This window comes from Martinezella sp. CNPSo 3957 (assembly GCF_057784395.1).
On sequence record NZ_JBXSOU010000003.1, the window covers coordinates 567,186 to 586,029 of the forward strand.

Below are 18,844 nucleotides of genomic sequence, written 5' to 3' on the forward strand. Positions count from 1 at the left end.
CGGCAATCAGAACTCCTCCCAATCGTCGCGGGCAGCGACAGCGGTCGTCGCCGTTGCCTTGCCGCCGAAAGCCTTGGCGACGGTGCGCCCAAGAGCACGGGCCGGAGAGGCGGCCGGCCTCGAACGTGCTGTCGCCACGGCCGGACGCGCGGGTGCAGCCTTGCCGGTATTGCCGAGACGGAACTGCTGGAGCAGCTCGTTGAGTGCTGCAGCTTCGCGGGCGAGCGCATGGCTGGCCGCCGTCTGCTCCTCAACCATGGCGGCATTCTTCTGCGTGCCTTGATCCATGTTGTTGACGGCCGTGTTGATCTCCTGCAAGCCAGTCGACTGTTCGCGGGTCGCCGTCACGATTGCCCCGACATGGCGGTTGATCTCCTGCACCTCGGATACGATTAGCTCCAGCGCCTTGCCGGTCTCGCCGACCAGCGACACACCGGTATTGACCTGATCGCTCGACGTCGTGATCAGCGACTTGATTTCCTTGGCGGCATTGGCCGAGCGCTGCGCAAGCTCGCGCACTTCCTGGGCAACGACCGCAAAGCCCTTGCCGGCATCCCCGGCACGCGCTGCCTCGACGCCGGCATTCAGCGCCAGAAGATTGGTCTGGAACGCGATGTCGTCGATGACGCTGATGATGTTGCTGATCTCGCCCGAGGATTTTTCGATCTGCTGCATGGCCGAAACGGCTTTGCGAACCACTTCGCCCGAACGTTCCGCTCCGAGGCGGGCGCGCTCGACGAGATGGCCGACATCCTCGGCGCGCTTGGCCGAGTCGCGAACCGTGATCGTGACCTCTTCCAGTGCTGCGGCCGTCTCTTCGACGGCGGCGGCCTGCTGTTCGGTACGGTGCGCCAGATCGTCGGCGGCCGAACGGATTTCGTCAGCACCGGCATTGATGGCGGAGGCATTTTGGCCCACGGACCGCAAGGCCGCTTCGAGCTTTTCGACCGCATTGTTGAAATCGGCGCGGACGCTGTCGAACTGCGGCGCGAAGCCGTCATTGAGACGGGTTGCGACATTGCCCGCCGATAGGGCCGAGAGGCCGCCGGCGAGCGCTTCCATGGCGAAACGGATTTCGCCCTCTTCACGTGCCTTCTGCTCGTCATTCATCAGGCGCTGACGTTCGGCGTCGCCACGCATACGCTCGGTCTCGCCGGCAAGACGCAGCTTCTCGATGCCAGCCTGCTTGAAGACGAGGACGGCATCCGCCATGCGGCCGATTTCATCGCCGCGGCCAACAGCCGGGACTTCGACGTCATGCTCGCCGTTTGCCAGACGGCCCATGGCCGCCGTCATGCCGACGATAGGACGGACAATGATGCGCGAAAGCAGCCAGGCAAGTACAGCGGCGGCGAGCGAGGCGAAGACGCCGCCGATGATGAGGGTCAAGCGCAGATCGCCGTTGGCATCGTCCTGCATGGCTGCGAGACTGCTTGCCTTGGCGCGGGCAGCCTGCTTGATCTTGGCGGCGGCATCGCGAAAGCCGTCAAGCTGGCCCTTGGTTTCGTTCTGACCGATCTTGACGATCTGGTCGAGCGGCATCTCGGTTTCCTTGCGCGCCTTGGCCTGCGGCTCCGCGAGCTGGTGGAAATAGAGATCGGCCGCCTTCTGCATGTTGTCGATCGCCTGCAGCAGATCCGGCGAATCGGCAGCCGCCTGCTTGGCAGCAGCGATGCTCTTCAGCATCCGCTCGCGATTGTTGAAGATATCGTCATAGGTGCTGTTGCTGCGCAGAAGCAGAAAGCCCCGCAGATTGACGGCCTGTTCCAGCATGGCCTGCAGCGAATCATCGATCAGGCTGACGAGCTGCTGCGACCTTTCCTGCTCGACGGCAGCACCGGCGGAAACCTCTTGCTTGGAATAGACGAATGCGGAAACGCAGGCGAAAATGGCAATCAGGGCCGTAAATGTGATGGCAAGCTTGCCATTCAAAGAGAGCTTTTTCGCGGACATAAGCGGGCGCCTCCGGAGCGCAGGTCCTGGCGAGCATGTTTAAGGACCGCGCGAGGAAGAGACGCGGCTATGCTCGAAGAATTCAGGGAGGGGGCATGATTGGGACGCTGACGCGCGAAGCCTTCATGGCAGGCGGCGATCTTGAAACGGATCGCCGCAATCACGGGCATCAATAGAGGCTTCGGCTTTAAATTTATTTAATTTGTGCCGATGGCTTTTGGGCCACCCGGTGTTCATCTTGAACGGAGTCACGGAAACGCTCCACTCCTTTGCTTTCAGGCAAAACCGCTTCGCGCTTCTGATGGAATTGGTCTAATTCACCGCACGGCAGCGAGAATGAGAATATCCAGATCGTGTTCGGGATAGAAATCCCGCGCCGTTACCTGGAAGGTGGTCGAACTGGTCTTTTTCACGTCCTTGCCGCAGAAACTGATGTAGTTGTCAGGGCTGCCCTTATCGACCGTCAACTCGAAATGCTTGATCGGACCGGACCAGTTGGCGCCTGTCGTCAGCACGTAAGAAATCCAGCTTTCGGTATAGCCGCGCCCACCCTTGTCCACGGCGGCGGCAAGCTTGGTCGCTGTCTTCAGGAAAGATTCATCCAGGCAGTATTTGGCGCGATAGGCCTGCAGCTGCTGTTTCTGGTAATCCTCGTCGCCGGCGAAGGTGATGGCCACGGTGCCGCCGACACTTGGCTTGTAGCGATGTTCGACCGCAATCTTCGCCTTGGCCGGAAATTTCGTACGCCACCAATAGGTGGTATGCAGCGTCCACATCGGCGTCGGATGATGCTTCATGCCCTGGCCGTCATTGTCGTATTCGTCGTCGGCGATCAAACCGCGGGCAGTCCAGTCCTCGAGTAGATCGACGGGCAGCTTGGCGACGGCATCCATGGCCGCCTTGCTGAGCGGCAGCAGCGGCACGCCATGAGCCTTCAATTCATCCGTCATGTCGACGCCGGCCACCGATACGCGCTGCTGCAGGGTCGGCGTAATGGCCTTACCATCCTGGGTCACAGTGAAGCCGAGGAAATTGTCGGAATCAACATTTCCCGTATCGACCATGCTGTCTATGTCACCCTTGATATCGGGCATCGGGAAGGCGACGACGCTTTCGACGTCCCTGTCGGAGGTGTTTTCGAACACGTAATCGACGCGCACTTCGGTCTGCGAGATGAACAGTTTTTCCTGATCCATGCTGATATCGCCGGTGCGGACATAGGCAAGACCGCCCGTCTTCAGCTCGGCCATCGTATCATTTGCCATAGCCGGAACGGCGATCGTCGCCATCAGCGCTGCATAGCCACAGATCTTTCGCATGGTGCCCCTCACCGTTGATGTCGGCGATTATCGCCTGTCGCAATCCTGCGTCAACGCCGATATCAGCATAAAAGGCTTGCAACACAGCCGATTGCCCGGCATGGACAGCCCATGTCAGAACCACAACGCCTCGACCAGCTTCTCGTCACCCTTTCGCTCTTCGCCAGCCGCTCGCGCGCTCGCGATGCGATCCAGCGCGGCACGGTCACCGTGAACGGCAAGATCGTGACGAAGCCCGGGGCACTCTTCACCGAAGACGCACAGATCCGCATCGACGATCCGGCGCAGGATTATGTTTCCCGCGCGGCGCTGAAGCTGGTGGCGGCGCTTGATCATTTCGACCTCGATCCGCGCGGACAGCATTGTCTCGATGTCGGCGCATCGACCGGCGGCTTCACCGAGGTGCTGCTTGAGCGAGGTGCTGCACATGTCACGGCGATCGACGTCGGTCACGACCAGATGCATCCGCGCGTAGAAGCCGATCCGCGCGTGACCAACATCGAAGGGCTGAATGCGCGCAATCTGACCGCCGAGGACGTAGGCGAGCCCTTCTCCTTCATCGTTTCCGATGTCTCGTTCATTTCCCTCAAGCTGGCTCTCGCGCCGGCGCTTGCGCTTGCCGAACCGGGCGCACGGGCGGCACTGCTCGTAAAGCCGCAATTCGAGGCGGGCCGCGATGCGATCGGCAAGGCCGGGCTTTTGAAGGACCCCTCCTCCGCTCCGGCGGTGGCGGCCGAACTCGAGCGCTGGTTCACCGAAGACATGGGCTGGCAAAGCCTCGGCCTCATCGCCTCGCCGATTACAGGCGGCGACGGCAACCAGGAATTTCTTCTCGCAGGGATCAAGCCATGAGCACTGAAACCGTCACCATCCAGAAGCTCGGCGCCCAGGGCGACGGCATCGCGCAGGGCGCCGATGGCCCGATCTATGTACCCTTCACGCTGCCGGGCGAAAGCGTCGCCATCGCTCGGGTGAAGAGCCAGGGCACGCTGATGTCGGTCGCGTCCGCTTCGCCGGATCGCCAGGAGCCACACTGTCGGCACTTCGGCCCGCATGGCGTCAACGGCACCTGCGGCGGTTGCAGCCTGCAGCATTATGCCGATGCGCCCTACCGTGCCTTCAAACGCCAGCTCGTCATCGATGCGCTGCGCTCGAAGGGCCTGACGCCCGAAGTGGACGATATCGTCGCTGCGCATCCGGGCGAGCGGCGCAGGGTCGTCTTCGCCGCGCGCAAGACTGAAAAGGATATGCTGATCGGCTTCAATCAGGCCGAAAGCCATCACATCGTTGCCATCGACGAATGTCCCATCGCCTCGGCCGGCATCATGGCCCGCCTGCCGGCGATCAAGACGATCGCCGCTGCAATGGCCGTCAATGCCGAAGCCTTCCGCATCTCCGTGTTGGAAACGCAGACCGGCCTCGATCTTGCCGTCGACGGCATCAAGTCGCTTTCGGACAAGCAGCGCCGCAGCACCATCGAAACGGTTCTGTCGCTTCGCGGCATCGCCCGCGTTTCGCTGAACGGCGAGATCCTGGTCGAACCGGTAAAGCCGATGATCGATTTCGGCGGCGTCCAGGTCGCACCGCCGCCTGGTGCCTTCACGCAGGCGACCAAGCAGGCCGAGGACGCCATGGCCGAATTGGTTGCAACCCATGTCGGCAAGGCCAAGCGCATTGCCGATCTCTTCGCTGGCAGCGGCACCTTCTCGCTTCGCCTGGCGCGGATCGGGCGCGTGCATGCGGTGGAAAGCGAGGAAAAGCCGCTCGCGGCACTCGACCAGGCCGCACGCATCACACAGGGGCTGAAGCCGGTCTCCGTCGAACGCCGCGATCTCTTCCGCCGACCGCTGATGACGCAGGAACTGAAGGTCTACGACGCCGTCGTATTCGACCCGCCGCGCGCCGGCGCGGAATTCCAGAGCAAGGAACTGGCTCGATCGCAGGTCAAGAAGATCGTCGCCGTCTCCTGCAACCCGCTGACCCTCGCCCGTGACCTCGCTATCCTCGTCGAGGGCGGCTACCGCATCACACGCGTGACGCCGATCGACCAGTTCCTATGGACCTCGCATGTCGAGGTGGTTGCGGCGCTGGAGAAGTAAGCCTTCACCGCTTCATGAAAGCTTCGAAAGCCGCGCGGGCTTCGGCGCTTTTCAGTTGGGCGGCGAAATGCTCGGCCTCTTTCTGGATGCGGTCGAGGACGCCATCCGGAGGACCCCGCATGAGATCACGTGCGATCCGAAGGGCCTCGGGCGGCTTGGCGGCGAGTTTTGCGGCCAGAGACAGCGTTTCAGCCTCCACCGCGTCGGGTGACGTCACCTTCCAGATCAGGCCGGCTTCCTTGGCGTCAGCAGCGGAAAGGCCTTCGCCGAGCGCAAGCAGGGCGAAGGCGCGCTGATGGCCCATTACGCGTGGGGCAAGCAGGCTTGAAGCAGCCTCGGGAACGAGGGCAAGATCGACGAAGGGTGTCTTGAACAGGCTGCGGTCTGAGGCAACAGTCAGATCGCAATGCAGATGGATCGTCGTGCCGATGCCGATCGCCAGGCCATCGACGCCGGAGACGACCGGCTTCTTCGTGCTCGCCAGCGCGACGAGAAAATCAATCACTTCGCGCCCCATATTGCCGCTCATGGCGAAGGCAAGGAAATCGGCGAGATCATTGCCGGCAGAGAAGCAGCCTTCCGTGCCCAGGAAGGCATGGACGCGGATATCCGGCGCAGCTTCCGCCGCCTTCAGCGCGTCGGTCATCGTCTGATACATGGCGCGGGTGATGGCGTTCTTCTTTTCCGGCCGGTTGAACCGGATGATCTGGATATGCGGCGCGGACTCGGGTCGTTCGATAAGGATATGGTCGGTCATGGCTTTCCCTTAGGCTAATGCGGCGCGGGCGGCTTCGAGGCTGGATGCGCCGGCGATGACCCGGTCGGAGAGAGCGGCAGTCTCGGCTAAGAGGTTTTCGGCAACGAAGCGGCAAAGTGCGATGCGCTTGGACCCCTCACCGTCGCCGGCTTCAGCAAGACCGCCCTTGGCCAGATAGGAACCTGTTAGCACGAGACCGAAAAGCCGCTGGTAAGGCGTGGCGCCCGCCAGAGCTTCGGCAACGGCACCTTCTGCCTGTTTCGACAGGAGCCATTCGCTTGTCTTTTCGAGATCGGCAATGGCCGCCTGCAACCGCGACGCCGTTTCGCCGAAACCATCCAGATTGGACTTGGCGACGGAATCGGCGATCTCCCGCAGTTCACCAATGAAGCCGCGCATGTGGTCGCCATCGTCGATCGTCAGCTTTCGCGTCACCAGATCGATGGCCTGGATGCCGTTGGTGCCCTCGTAAATCGGTGCGATGCGGGCATCCCGAAGCAGGCGCGCGGCGCCTGTCTCCTCGATAAAGCCCATGCCGCCATGGACCTGAATGCCAAGCGAAGCGACATCGACGCCAGCATCGGTGGAGAAGGACTTGGCAATCGGCGTCAGCAATGCGGCGCGCTCCTGCCAATATTTTGCTCTCTCGGGATCGCGATGCGACATGTCGATCGCCTGCGCACAGGCGTAGCAGATCGCGCGCGAGCCCTGCGTCAAAGCCTTCATCGTCAGCAGCATACGCACGACATCTGGATGCTCGATGATCGGGCTCATGCCCGAGGATGTCGTACCCGGCGCGCGGCCCTGGGTCCGCTCCTGGGCATAGGCGATGGCCTTCTGGGTCGCGGCTTCAGCAATCGCGACACCTTGGATGCCGACAGCCAATCTGGCATTGTTCATCATCGTGAACATGCAGGCGAGGCCCTTGTTTTCCTCGCCCACCAGCCAGCCGACGGCGCCCTTTTCCGCACCATATTTGCCATCGCCATAGATCATCGTGCAGGTCGGTGAACCATGGATGCCGAGCTTATGTTCCAGCGAATGCACGAAAAGATCGTTGCGGGCACCGAGCGAGCCGTCCTCATTCACAAGGAATTTCGGCACGAGAAACAGCGAAATGCCGCGCGTGCCGGCAGGCGCATCCGGAAGGCGGGCGAGAACGAGATGGATGATGTTCTCGGTCGCCTCGTGATCGCCCCAGGTGATGAAAATCTTCTGGCCGAAGATGCGATAGGTACCGTCATCGCGGCGTTCGGCGCGGGAGCGCAGCGCGCCGACATCGGAGCCGGCATGGGGCTCCGTCAGGTTCATGGTTCCCGTCCACTCACCGGAGACGAGCTTTGCCAGATATGTCTTCTTGAGGCCTTCGCTGCCGTGTGCCCGGAGCGCTTCGACCGCCCCCATGGTCAGCGTCGGCGCCAGGCCGAAGGCCATCGAAGCGGAATTCCACATTTCCAGCGCAGCGATATTCAGCATGTGCGGCAAGTCCTGCCCGCCGAACTCCTCCGGCGCGGTCAAGCCATTCCATCCGCCAGCGATCCAGTCGCGATAGAGCTTCTCCCAGCCATCGGGAAGGACCACCTTGCCATCCACCAGCCTTGCGCCTTGCTTGTCACCGTTCTCGGCAAACGGCTCCACCGCCTCACCGGCGAAACGCCCGGCTTCCGACAGGATAGCGTCGACAACATCGGCGCCGAGATCGCCGAGAATGCCCTCTTCCATGGCACGTTCCATGCCGGCGACATGTTTCAGCGTGAACGCAATTTCTTCGACAGGCGCCTTGTACATGGTGATTTCCTCCGGATCGGTACTGGCAATGACCCGCCTCACCCGGACCATCGACCATTTATTGCTATAGCTAGTTGATTTTTACGTAAACGTCAATTTTTTCAAATGGCAGGAGGTGTCGATTTCCACCGTCTCGCGAACCCGAACGGGAGATGCGTCTTACGCGCGCCGAGCGGCTGTGACATCGCCGCCCATATCCACGATTATTCCGCCAAAGCGTGGACTTGAATAAAAAACCGTCATGAACGAAGACTAAGGCGACTGTTCAGACAAAGCGAACGATGCCCCATGAATACGCTCACGACAGCCAATACCATACCAGGCTTTATCTGGGCATACCGTCTTCGTCCCGGTGAAACCAAGCCGGAGCGCCTGCCCGACGATACCGATCGCTCGAGGTTGTTCGGCGACGACGGCTTTCTCTGGCTGCATCTCAATCTCGTGGATGCCCGGGTACCGGCTTTCCTAGAGGACGCTCCCGGACTGAACGAAGCCGCCCGCATAGCGCTGACCACGCATGAAACACATGCAACGCTTACGGTCGACGAGCAGATGCTGTTCGGCACGTTGGTCGATTTCCAGCGCGACTTTGCCCACAACACCCACGATATCGGCTGGCTGCATTTCGCGCTGACCGATCGCCTGCTGATAACCACCCGGCTGCAGCCGCTTCGCAGCCTGGACCGAACCCGGGTGTTGATCGAAAAGAACGCCGCACGATTTTCCAATCCCGTGGATATTTTCGAGCTGATCGTCGTCGAGTTCCAACGAACCCTGATCTCTGTCGTCATCGAGATCAGCGAAGAGTTAAATGCCATCGAGGACTTCGTCCACGGCAATACCTCACGCGACGAGCGCGCCAAGCTTCCGCCCATCCGCAGGACGATCGTGCGCCTGCATCGCCATCTGCGCACCGTTCTCTCGCTGATGCGCCATGCCGCCGCCTCGGACGATGAGGAAATGCCGCTCGGCTTCGAGGATGTCGCGGGCCGGCTGACCGGGCGGCTGGAAGCGGTCGAACACGACGTCTACGCTCTGCAGGAGCGGGCGAGGCTGTTGCACGAAGAAATCGATTCCAAGCTCGCCTCCGAAATCAATCGGCATCTCTATATCCTGTCGATCATGACCGCATTTCTGCTGCCGCCGACGCTGGTGACCGGCTTCTTCGGCATGAACACATCGGGGTTGCCGTTGGCGGGCGGCGCAAGCGGCACCGGGTATGCAGTAGGGTTCATCATCGCCTCCATGCTGCTGGCATGGTGGCTGCTCAAACGGGTCAATATTCTCTGACGTCGAATCATGCAAATAGCCGCCCGGCGGGAAACCGGACGGCTGGCATTGGCAGTTCTGGAAGCGCCGCTTAGAGCAATTCCAGGAAAAGTGCGCAGCGGTTTTCCGTCCGGAATTGCGTGAAAAAAGAGCTAGAGCGGTTTCAGAGATTCCGTGAAAAACTGAACCGCTTTAGAAATACGGCGAGTAGCACTGGCGGCGCGGGCCGGAGTTCGGCTGGAACGTATTGTCGTAAGCGCGGTAGGAACGATAGCGTCCCTCGCACCATTCGACATGACGCGGATTGATGCCGGCGCTCGGAGCCGGAGCCGGCTCGTAATAGCGCGGCTGGCTGGCGATTGCGCCGCCAATCAATGCGCCGGCGCCGAAGGCAGCCAGCGGGAACCAATAGCCGTCATGATAGCGATAACCATGACGATAGCCGCCGCGATAACCACGGTAGCCGCCATACCAGCCGCGGCGATAGTAACCACCATGACGCCACTGTACCTGCTCGACATTACCCGGCGCGGCCTGGGTGGGCGCGGACTGTTTTACGACCGGTGCGGTGGGCATCTGCATGGCGAAAGACGGTGTGAAGCTCGTCAGGGCGACGGCAGCCGTTAAGGCGACTGTCGCGATTTTTGCACGGAAACCAAGCATTTTCATCTCCATTCCCTGGTTCGGCTTTGTACTCAAGCCTGTAGGCGTTTCATGTCGGGAATGCTTCCCGAGCAAGGTTTCGCTGCCTGCTTCGTCGTATATCCGAATAGACGACAAGAAACGCGGCGGCGCGTTATTTAGTTCCTCAAATCCCTACCGATTTAAGGAGTTACGAGGGGCTCCACGATGAATTTATAGTGATTGCTTTCTTAACCCAAGATTAACCAGCAATCCTTACTATTATTTCATGAAAGGATACCGAAAGAGTAACCTCCTCATTTACAGCTTGCTGACGATCCTGGCCCTGATGGGGCCGGTCTCCAAGTCTTCGGCCGGTGAGAGCCAGCCCTGGGGCGATTCGAAAAACGCCCTGATTGTCGATGCTTACGAGCTGAACACCATCGACTGGGCCGCATTCCTGCAGGACAAGCGGATTGCCGGTTTCATCTCAAAGGCGTCCGACGGACTTCCTGAAAGCTTCAGTTGCACCGGCGACCATGGCGGCGATACCGTGGCCCATTGCAGGACAATGTGGCGCAAATACGCCGTCAGCCGTGAGCTGTTTCAAACGCGCCGCATGCTGGCAAAATCGAATGGCCTGTTATGGGGCGCCTATCATCTGGGGCGACCCGGCAATCCGATCGACCAGGCCAATCATTTTCTCGATTATGCCGATCCGCAACCCGATGAGCTGATGGTGCTCGATATCGACGGCATGGATGCGACGCAATTCATGTCGCTCGACGATGCGCAGATCTATGTCGCCCACATCAAGGTCAGAACCGGCCGCTATCCCATTCTCTACGTCAATCACAATACGGCACGCTATATCGCCGATCACCGAGGTACCTATCCGCTGCTGTCGCGGCTGCCCTTGTGGTATGCGCGCTACAAGCCTGATGTCAAAGGCACTTTCCCGCTCGGCAATTGGGACAATTATGCCATCTGGCAGTTTGCTTCGTCGGACAATTGTTCGGAGAAAAGCTGCCCCTATCGGGTCCCGGGCACGCTTACCGATATCGACGTCAGCGTCGTGCCGATGACAAAGGTCCAGCTCGCGAGGATCTGGCCGCAGGGTGATCTCCTGCCGGCGAAACCCCTGCCCGCGCCGGATCTGACGATCGCGCTCGCACAGATGTGCAGCGGGCCGCGGCAGATGCTCGTTTCCCTCATGCTCGAGATCGACCCCGTCGTCACGGCCTCGACCCCGCAAACCAAGCCTGTCGAGATCAACGAGCTGAACTACCAGGATTTCTAGAGCGTGATGCCGAAAAGTGTGGGCGGTTTTCGGACGACATCACGCTCTACTTCTTTGATGCTAGAGCGGATTCAGATTTTAGGTCGAATAGACCTAAAATCATCCGGCTCTAGGCCTCGATCTGCACATCCGTCTTCGGGCGCGAGCAGCAGGCGAGGATGTAGCCCTCGTCGATCTCGTCATCAAGGATGCCGCCATTGTGGCTCATTTCGACTTCGCCCGAAAGCTTCATGACCCGGCATGTGCCGCAGAGGCCGGATTCGCAGGCGGCGCCGATGCGCACACCGGCGCCGCGCGCCGCCTGAAGCACGGTCTGGCCCGGGGCGCAGGCCACATCCTTGCCCGCCATCGTGAAGCGGATCGTGGTCGCCGCCTCGCCGGAAGCATCGTCGGAGACTTCCGCAAGCGGTGTCGCCGCATTGGCCGGCTGGAAGCTTTCCTGATGGTAGCGTGACATGTCGAAGCCGTGCGCTTCCAGCATGGAGCGCACGGCATCCATGAAGACTTCCGGGCCGCAGCAGAAGATGGTGCGATCCATGAAATCGGGCGCCAGCAGGCCGATCTTCGCCTTGTCTATGCGGCCCTTCAGCCCCGACCAGAGATCGGTGCGGCCGCAGCCTTCGACGATGAAGCCGAGATCGAGGTTCGGCATGAAGCGAGCGAGATATTCGAGCTCGGAACGGAAGATGATGTCCGTCGGGCTGCGCGAGCAATTGACGAAAGTAATGTCAGACAGTGGTGCTATGTCCGACATATACCGCGTCATCGACATCATCGGCGTGATGCCGGAGCCGGCCGAGACGAACAGATATTTCTCGCCCGGATGACGGATGTGGCTGAAATCGCCGAGCGGGCCGAAAGCCTTGATGCGCATACCCGGCTTCAGGTTCTCGAACATCCAGCGCGTGCCGATGCTATCTTTCTGCGCCTTCACCGTCACGGCGACCGAGAAGGGCCGCGACGGGGTCGACGACAGCGTATAGGTGCGCATGACCGGCTCCGGAGCCGTCGGCAGCTCCAGCGTCACGAACTGGCCCGGCAGATAGCGGAACCAGTTGTCCTTGTCGGACCCGAAGGTGAAGGTCATCACATCGGGCGCTTCGGGCGTGATCGAGAGACATTCAAGCAGATGCTGCCTGTCGTTCCAGGGCTGCATCTGGTCGAGGTGTCGATGCGGATGGGAGACGGCCATGTTCATACTCAGGCTACCGCCGACAGCTTGGCCTGGTCGCCCTGCAGCCGGTTGATCATGAAAGTCGTGTACCATTCGACGAACTGCATGACGCCGCCTTCATGGATTTCCGAATAGGGACCGGGTTCATAGGCCGGCGAGCGGATACCGAAAGCATTTTCTTCAACGATGCGGCGATCCTGGTCGTTGGTTTCGGTCCAGACGTGGGTCAGCTCTTCCAGATTGTAATCGACACCTTCGACCGCATCCTTGTGAACGAGCCACTTCGTGGTGACGGCGGTTTCTTCGGCGCTGATCGGCAGGACGCGGAAGGAGATCGCGTGGTCGCCAAGGATGTGGTTCCATGTCGTCGGATAATGGAAGAGCAGCATCGTACCGATGCCATTGATCGTCACGTCTGGCGAGAGCGGCCGCTTGACGGCGTTCTGGCCGGACATGGTGTAGCTTTCGGCGCCTTCGATCAGCGGCATGCGGGCGGTGCGGAACTGTCCGTCAGGAGAGATCTTGAATTCGCTCGGCAGGCCGGCGGCTTCGCAGCGCGCCCAGTGCTCGGTAATGACGGGATCGCTCATCGCGCCCTGCACGCCGGTAACCGTCGGAGCTTCCGGGAAGGTGCGGCAGAGTTCGGGATGATTGGCCGCGCAATGGTAGCATTCGCGGTTGTTTTCCCAGACGAGCTTCCAGTTGCCCTTTTCGATGATCGTGCTCTGGAAGGCGACCTTGGCTTCGCTGATATGGTGCGGGGCCATGTAGGGCTCGATCGTGGCGCGAACCGGTGCGAAATCCGGAGCGTTCTGTGCCAGGCAGATGAAGATGTACCCAGCGACGCTTTCGCAGTGAACCGGCTTCAGCGAATGCTGGCTCTTGTCAAAATCTTCGGCCATCTGACGGGCAAAGAGCAGGGAGCCGTCAAGCTCGTAGGTCCATTGGTGATAGGGGCAGACGAGCTTTGCCGACGATCCGCGCTCGGTCGTGCAGACGCGCGAGCCGCGATGGCGGCAGCTATTGTGGAAGGCGCGGATGACCTGATCGCGACCACGGACGATCACGACGGGATAATCGCCGATCTGGACGGTGAAGTAATTGCCCGCCCGCGGCACTTCGCAATCATGGCCGATGAACAGCCAGTCGCGATAGTAGATCGTCTCCATGTCGAGCTTGAAGTAATCCGGATCAGTGTAGAAGGGTTGCTCCAGGCTCAAACCTACCCGGTGGTTCTTCAATTGCCGCAGAACTTTGCTGCCGATATCCATTTGCCTATCCTTGCGCAATACCGGAAGACGAGCAGAGGACATGCAAGGCCGTTGGGGACGGCCGAAAGCAATGCCCCGACCGCCCGCCGCGGTCAGTAAACCATATGTGCCCAAGGCTGGTTTCCGGGCTCTGGAGCGGCCCTGTTGCCAGGACCCCATGGCACCTTCCCAGACCAATCGGCCCAGTGGCTTTATCCGCCATGCCTCACTCCACCACCGTTGCGGGGGCAGCGCCGGATTTTGACCGGCTTCCCAATTCTCCGTCTCCCTAGCAGACGGCACCTTGAGATTGATATCATCATAGCTCTCGGCCGCGTCTGCCGCTGCGCTGCAATGCGACATCGGCTTCGAATTTGACGACAGGCGAAACAGGACGATAGGACGGTTGCATATCCTGAGAATATTGACAGGCAATTCAATTGCTTGGACGCATGCATCGGAGATGGTGAAAGCATCGCATATCCATTCCACCAATGACGCTTTATCCTGATTGCGACAGGTCAGCGAACGGCCGGTAATCAGGGGAATAATTGGGCGGCAGAAAGCGCCAACGGAGCCGCTATCGGGGCGCCTTCAATCCGGCACGATCAAGCTCGGCTCAAGCTCCGCGGTTCATCATGTCACCAAAGAGTTTTATAGCGAGATCCGGCATGGCCAAACTCAGATATTTCGACGCTGGGAAGCCCGCCGAGCCCGAACCGGCGCAGCCGGTATCGACGACGGGGTACACCGAATTCCTGCGCACCGGCCGTATCAACCGCAACAGGCCGCATTGGCTGGCGGAAGAGCGGGAATACCTCACCCACGAACAGGTGGCCGAACGCACGGCGCTGAAGCTCCGGGACGCCGGCGAGAAGACCCACGACCGGCTCAACAATTTCCATAGGTCCATCCGCTTCCCGAAGCTCATCTTTCATCACACGCTGAAGGACACGCCGCATCTCGGCTATTGCCACATTACCGCGGCGCGGACGCAGTTCGCGCATTATGAGGACGTGAACTGGGCTTTCTATATCGCCAATTTCTTTGCCCGGATCGGCCAGGAAGAGAACTTCTTCGAAGACATCAGCCTCAAATATTCGCGGATGTATTTCGCTGTCGCCATCCATCCGGACAAGGAGGCCGAAGACAAGAAACTGACGATCAACCGCGACGTCAGAGGCAACGGCGTGCTGTTCCACACCCACGATCCGCAGATCGCCATCCGCAATGTTCTTCTCCTCGGCGCCCGCAACGAGCAGCTCCGCGACATCATTCGACAGCTTTGACGATTGATCCGAAAACTCGAAGAGCATAAGAAACGGCCTGAACTGCAAGCAGGCAGGCCATGGCACGACACATAGACATTCTCGAACATCCGCAAATGGCGATCGAAGTTGCGACAGCGACTCTCGCCGAGGGTCTGCCGATCGGGCTGCCGACGGAGACGGTCTATGGCCTTGCCGCCGATGCTACCAATCCTGCCGCGATCACCCGGATCTACGAGACGAAGGGCCGGCCGCGCTTCAATCCGCTGATCTGCCATATGAGCGACCTCGCCATGGCCGAGCGCTATGCGATCTTCGACCCCATCTCGCGCAAGCTCGCCGAAGCCTTCTGGCCCGGTCCGCTGACGCTGGTGCTGCCGCTCAAACCCGATAGCGGCATCCATCCGCTGGCAACCGCCGGCCTCGACACGGTCGGCATCCGCGTGCCGCAGGGCTTTGCCGGCGAGCTGATCCGCGCCTTCGACCGGCCGCTTGCAGCACCCAGCGCCAATACCTCGGGCAAGATCAGCGCCACCAGCGCCGATCATGTGGACGACGACCTTGGAGAGCGGATTTCTCTTATTCTCGACGCCGGATCATCGGTTGTCGGCGTGGAGTCGACGATCGTCAAGGTCGAGGATGGCGAGATGCGCCTGCTGCGACCTGGTGGGCTGGCGGCGAGCGAGATCGAGCGGGTAGCCGGTAAGGCACTGAAGCGCAAGAAGAAGGCTTCCGCTGCCATCGAGGCGCCAGGCATGCTTGCTTCGCATTATGCGCCGGGAGCGGCGGTGCGGCTCGACGCCACGGAGGTTTCCGCAAGCGAGGCGCTGATTCGCTTCGGCACGCCAGACATTCCCGGCAGCGAGAACGCCGTTGCCGTGCTGGACTTGAGCGCCACCGGCGATCTCTCGGAAGCAGCGGCAAACCTCTTCGATTTCATGAAGCGCGCCGATGCCACCGGCGCTGCGACCATTGCTTTCTCGCATATTCCCGACGAGGGCCTCGGCGAGGCTATCAACGACCGGCTGCGCCGCGCGGCCGCGCCCAGAGACTAAAACCATCAGGCAAAGGAAACGCCATGAGCAGCTCCGCCTCCTCTTCCGACCTCCTCGATCGCTTCGCCGTCATCGTCGGCGAAAAACATGCCGTGCGGGACCCGGTGGAAATTGCGCCGCATCTGGTGGAAAACCGTGGGCTCTATCATGGCGCTTCGCCCATGCTGCTGAAGCCCGGCTCGGTGGAAGAGGTTTCGGCCATCCTCAAGCTTGCCAGCGAGACCGGAACGGCCATCGTGCCCCAGACCGGCAATACAGGGCTTGTCGGCGGCCAGACGCCGCGCGAGGGCGGCTCGGACATCATCCTATCGCTGGAACGCATGAACCGCGTGCGCGATATCGATCCCGTCGGCAATACGATGATCGTTGACGGCGGCTGCATCCTGGCCGATGTCCACAAGACGGCAGCCGAGCATGGCCGCATGTTTCCGCTCTCGCTCGGCTCGGAAGGCTCCTGCCGCATCGCCGGAAATCTTTCCACCAATGCCGGCGGCACGGCCGTTCTTGCCTATGGCAACATGCGCCAGCTCTGCCTCGGCCTTGAAGTCGTGCTGCCCACGGGCGAGATCTGGAACGGATTGCGCCGCCTGAAGAAGGACAATACCGGCTACGACCTGCGCGATCTCTTCATCGGCGCAGAAGGTACGCTCGGCGTCATCACCGGCGCGGTGCTGAAGCTCTTTCCGCAGCCACTCGGCCATCAGGTCGCCTTTGCCGGCCTGCGATCGGTCGATGACGCGCTGACTCTGTTCAAGAATGCCTCCAGCCTCTGCGGCACGGCGCTGACCGGCTTCGAGCTGATGCCGCGCATCGGCGTCGAATTCACCACGCGGCATATTCCGGGCGTGCGCGATCCGCTGGAGACGGTGCATCCCTGGTATGTGCTGATCGACATCTCCACCTCCGATTCGGCCGAAACCGCCGAGCGGATGATGTCGGCTCTGCTCGAACAGGGCTACGAGGCCGGCCTCATTCAGGATGCGACCATCGCCAGCTCGGAAGCACAACAAAAGGCCATCTGGCATATGCGCGAGAGCATGTCGGACGCGCAGAAGCCGGAAGGCGGCTCGATCAAGCACGACGTTTCCGTGCCGGTGGCGCAGATTCCGCAATTCATGGCCGAAGCCGAAAAGGCCGTTGTCGCCGCCATGCCTGGCGCCCGCGTCTGCGCCTTCGGCCACATGGGCGACGGCAATATCCACTACAACATCTCGCAGCCCGTCGGCGCCGACAAGGCCGAGTTCATCGGACGCTGGCGCGAGATCAACAAGATCGTGCACGGGCTTGTGCTGCAGCATGGCGGCTCGATCTCCGCCGAACATGGCATCGGCCAGCTGAAGCGCGACGAACTGGCTTCGATCCGCTCCGATATCGAGATGGACCTGATGCGCCGCATCAAGACGGCCTTCGACCCGGCAGGGATCATGAATCCGGGCAAGGTGTTGAAGGTCTGAAGTTTAGACCGTCACGACGACCCGCTCGGAAGCGAAGCAGCCGATCTGGCAGGAAATGACTGTGCCATTGGCATCGATATCTTCGCCGGCATAGGCAAGCACCGGCACGAGGCGCGATTGCTGCAGAAGCCGTGCCTCTACTTCCGTCGGCATCCGAGCCGCGATGTCCGTGGAGCGCCGCCAATAATCCATCACGCCATACTCCCTCAGGGCTGCCGTGAACGAGTTCATCGCAGCGAACTTCTCCGCCAAGCCCGGAAAACGCTTCGCCGAGCAGCTGCGCGTGACGACGGATACGGGAAGCGCGTCGGCATAGGCGATCACGCACATGTCCAGCACAGCCTCGCCCGGCTCGAGATTGAGCCTTGCGGCTATATCGACGCTTGCCGGAACTTCCCTGGCCGAAAAAACCTTGCGCGTGAGGTTCGCATCCGTCGCGGTCAGATCCTTGCTAAACCGTACCTTGTCGCCCAGTTGGAAACGAACGGGGATATCGGCGCGGACATAGGCGCCGCTGCCGCGCGCGACGCGTAGCAAGCCCTCCCCTTCCAGTTCTGCGATCGCACGCCGCATCGTCACCCTGGAGACGCCGAATTGTTCGGACAAAGCGCGCTCGCTCTGCAGGCGGCTGCCGGGCGCATACCTGCCCGTATCGATGGCAGTTCGCAACTCCGCAGCAACGCTCGCCCAGCCTCCGGCAGCTTTTGCGCCTTCGGCCTTTCGATTTTTCTCTTCCATCACAAATCTGTCGCCTTGAAATTGGCATATACCAATTTATAAAGATCCAGATCGTTTATGGAAGGGTTCGGCATGGGCGACAAGCGCATATATGTGACAACGGTCAGCAGCAGCGGCGTGCACGAGTTCAGCAAGCAGACCAAGGATCATATTCAACTGCTGACAGGGCTTGGCGTCGAAGGCGATGCGCATATGGGGGTGACGGTGAAGCATCGCTCGCGCGTCGCGGTCGATCCGACCCAGCCCAATCTGCGCCAGGTACACCTGATCCAGGAAGAGCTGTTCGACGAACTCACCGAAAAGGGATTTTCCGTTTCGCCGGGCGACATGGGCGAGAATATTGCCACCCGAGGGATAGACCTGCTTTCCCTGCCACAAGGGACACGCCTGCATATCGGCGCGGAAGCGATCGTCGAGGTGACGGGCCTACGCAATCCCTGCAAGCAGATCGACGATTTTCAGAAGGGACTGCTGCATGCGGTGCTCGATAAGGATGCCGATGGCGGGCTGGTTCGCAAGGCGGGGATCATGGGTATTGTCGTGCAGGGCGGCCGGGTAAAGCGCGAGGACGCCATTCGCGTCGAGCTGCCGCCGTTGCCGCATGTCAAGCTTGAGCGGGTTTGATGCGCTCCGTATGAAGAGAAGCTAGCCTTGAGCATGCTGAGCGTCTGATACCCCCCTCTGTCACTTACGTGACATCTCCCCCACAAGGGGGGAGATTGGTGGAAGTTTGACGCCCGCCCTCGTTAAGGCAGAAACGTCGATTTCAACAAATGAGCTATCAGCTTGAGGCGAAAGA

At 60.8% G+C, this 18,844-nt stretch carries 16 protein-coding genes and 1 riboswitch; of the genes, 8 read left to right on the top strand and 8 right to left on the bottom strand.

Annotated features, from left to right (window positions below; all coding sequences use genetic code 11):
- Positions 1-6 precede the first annotated feature (6 nt).
- Together AC13QE_RS11260 and AC13QE_RS11265 are read right to left on the bottom strand one after the other, a co-directional pair.
- The gene (locus AC13QE_RS11260; RefSeq protein ID WP_132715991.1) at positions 7-1,953 is read right to left on the bottom strand and encodes a methyl-accepting chemotaxis protein; all 1,947 of its coding nucleotides are present in this window, start codon (positions 1,951-1,953) and stop codon (positions 7-9) included.
- Between the two features lie 317 nt (positions 1,954-2,270).
- Entirely contained in the window at positions 2,271-3,272 is a 1,002-nt protein-coding gene (locus tag AC13QE_RS11265) for a DUF4424 domain-containing protein (protein WP_488483699.1), read from the bottom strand.
- A 111-nt stretch (positions 3,273-3,383) separates the two neighbouring features.
- On the opposite strand from AC13QE_RS11265, the gene AC13QE_RS11270 reads away from it, so the two are divergent.
- Positions 3,384-4,124, top strand: coding sequence for a TlyA family RNA methyltransferase (locus AC13QE_RS11270; protein ID WP_488483700.1), 741 nt, complete (start codon positions 3,384-3,386; stop codon positions 4,122-4,124).
- Positions 4,121-5,371 carry a class I SAM-dependent RNA methyltransferase gene (locus AC13QE_RS11275; protein WP_488483701.1) on the top strand — a complete coding sequence of 417 codons (1,251 nt, stop codon included), beginning with the start codon at positions 4,121-4,123 and terminating at the stop codon, positions 5,369-5,371. The genes AC13QE_RS11270 and AC13QE_RS11275 overlap by 4 nt, the downstream gene beginning before the upstream one ends.
- A 4-nt stretch (positions 5,372-5,375) precedes the next feature.
- Here the strand turns inward: AC13QE_RS11275 and AC13QE_RS11280 are convergent, their stop codons facing one another.
- The gene (locus tag AC13QE_RS11280) at positions 5,376-6,128 is read right to left on the bottom strand and encodes a crotonase/enoyl-CoA hydratase family protein (RefSeq protein WP_132715987.1); all 753 of its coding nucleotides are present in this window, start codon (positions 6,126-6,128) and stop codon (positions 5,376-5,378) included.
- A gap of 9 nt (positions 6,129-6,137) precedes the next feature.
- Positions 6,138-7,916: an acyl-CoA dehydrogenase family protein gene (locus tag AC13QE_RS11285; RefSeq protein ID WP_488483702.1), complete on the bottom strand. Its 1,779-nt coding sequence runs from the start codon at positions 7,914-7,916 to the stop codon at positions 6,138-6,140.
- A 288-nt stretch (positions 7,917-8,204) separates the two neighbouring features.
- Between AC13QE_RS11285 and AC13QE_RS11290 the strand changes: the two genes are divergently transcribed.
- Positions 8,205-9,206, top strand: coding sequence for a transporter (locus AC13QE_RS11290; protein ID WP_132715985.1), 1,002 nt, complete (start codon positions 8,205-8,207; stop codon positions 9,204-9,206).
- A 171-nt stretch (positions 9,207-9,377) separates the two neighbouring features.
- Here AC13QE_RS11290 and AC13QE_RS11295 read toward each other — a convergent pair whose 3' ends face one another.
- Positions 9,378-9,848, bottom strand: coding sequence for a BA14K family protein (locus tag AC13QE_RS11295; protein ID WP_488483703.1), 471 nt, complete (start codon positions 9,846-9,848; stop codon positions 9,378-9,380).
- 247 nt (positions 9,849-10,095) lie between these two features.
- Between AC13QE_RS11295 and AC13QE_RS11300 the strand changes: the two genes are divergently transcribed.
- Positions 10,096-11,106 carry a glycoside hydrolase family 25 protein gene (locus AC13QE_RS11300; RefSeq protein WP_488483704.1) on the top strand — a complete coding sequence of 337 codons (1,011 nt, stop codon included), beginning with the start codon at positions 10,096-10,098 and terminating at the stop codon, positions 11,104-11,106.
- 109 nt (positions 11,107-11,215) lie between these two features.
- Here AC13QE_RS11300 and AC13QE_RS11305 read toward each other — a convergent pair whose 3' ends face one another.
- On the bottom strand, positions 11,216-12,304 hold the full coding sequence (locus AC13QE_RS11305; protein WP_488483705.1) for an FAD-binding oxidoreductase: 1,089 nt from the start codon (positions 12,302-12,304) through the stop codon (positions 11,216-11,218).
- Positions 12,305-12,306: 2 nt separating this feature from the next.
- A complete protein-coding gene (locus AC13QE_RS11310; RefSeq protein WP_488483706.1) occupies positions 12,307-13,551 on the bottom strand; it encodes an aromatic ring-hydroxylating oxygenase subunit alpha in 1,245 nt (414 codons plus the stop codon).
- Between the two features lie 97 nt (positions 13,552-13,648).
- Positions 13,649-13,852: riboswitch (cobalamin riboswitch) on the bottom strand.
- A 349-nt stretch (positions 13,853-14,201) separates the two neighbouring features.
- On the opposite strand from AC13QE_RS11310, the gene AC13QE_RS11315 reads away from it, so the two are divergent.
- From AC13QE_RS11315 to AC13QE_RS11325, 3 genes are read left to right on the top strand one after another with little or no spacing between them, the layout of a single operon-like run.
- On the top strand, positions 14,202-14,819 hold the full coding sequence (locus AC13QE_RS11315; RefSeq protein ID WP_488483707.1) for a DUF6656 family protein: 618 nt from the start codon (positions 14,202-14,204) through the stop codon (positions 14,817-14,819).
- Positions 14,820-14,878: 59 nt separating this feature from the next.
- Positions 14,879-15,853, top strand: a complete 975-nt coding sequence (locus AC13QE_RS11320) for an L-threonylcarbamoyladenylate synthase (protein ID WP_132715979.1) — start codon at positions 14,879-14,881, stop codon at positions 15,851-15,853.
- A 23-nt stretch (positions 15,854-15,876) separates the two neighbouring features.
- A complete protein-coding gene (locus tag AC13QE_RS11325; protein ID WP_488483708.1) occupies positions 15,877-17,307 on the top strand; it encodes an FAD-binding oxidoreductase in 1,431 nt (476 codons plus the stop codon).
- Positions 17,308-17,310: 3 nt separating this feature from the next.
- Here AC13QE_RS11325 and phnF read toward each other — a convergent pair whose 3' ends face one another.
- The gene (gene phnF / locus AC13QE_RS11330) at positions 17,311-18,045 is read right to left on the bottom strand and encodes a phosphonate metabolism transcriptional regulator PhnF (protein WP_488483709.1); all 735 of its coding nucleotides are present in this window, start codon (positions 18,043-18,045) and stop codon (positions 17,311-17,313) included.
- A 72-nt stretch (positions 18,046-18,117) separates the two neighbouring features.
- On the opposite strand from phnF, the gene AC13QE_RS11335 reads away from it, so the two are divergent.
- A complete protein-coding gene (locus AC13QE_RS11335) occupies positions 18,118-18,669 on the top strand; it encodes an MOSC domain-containing protein (protein WP_132715976.1) in 552 nt (183 codons plus the stop codon).
- The last annotated feature ends 175 nt before the right edge of the window (positions 18,670-18,844 follow it).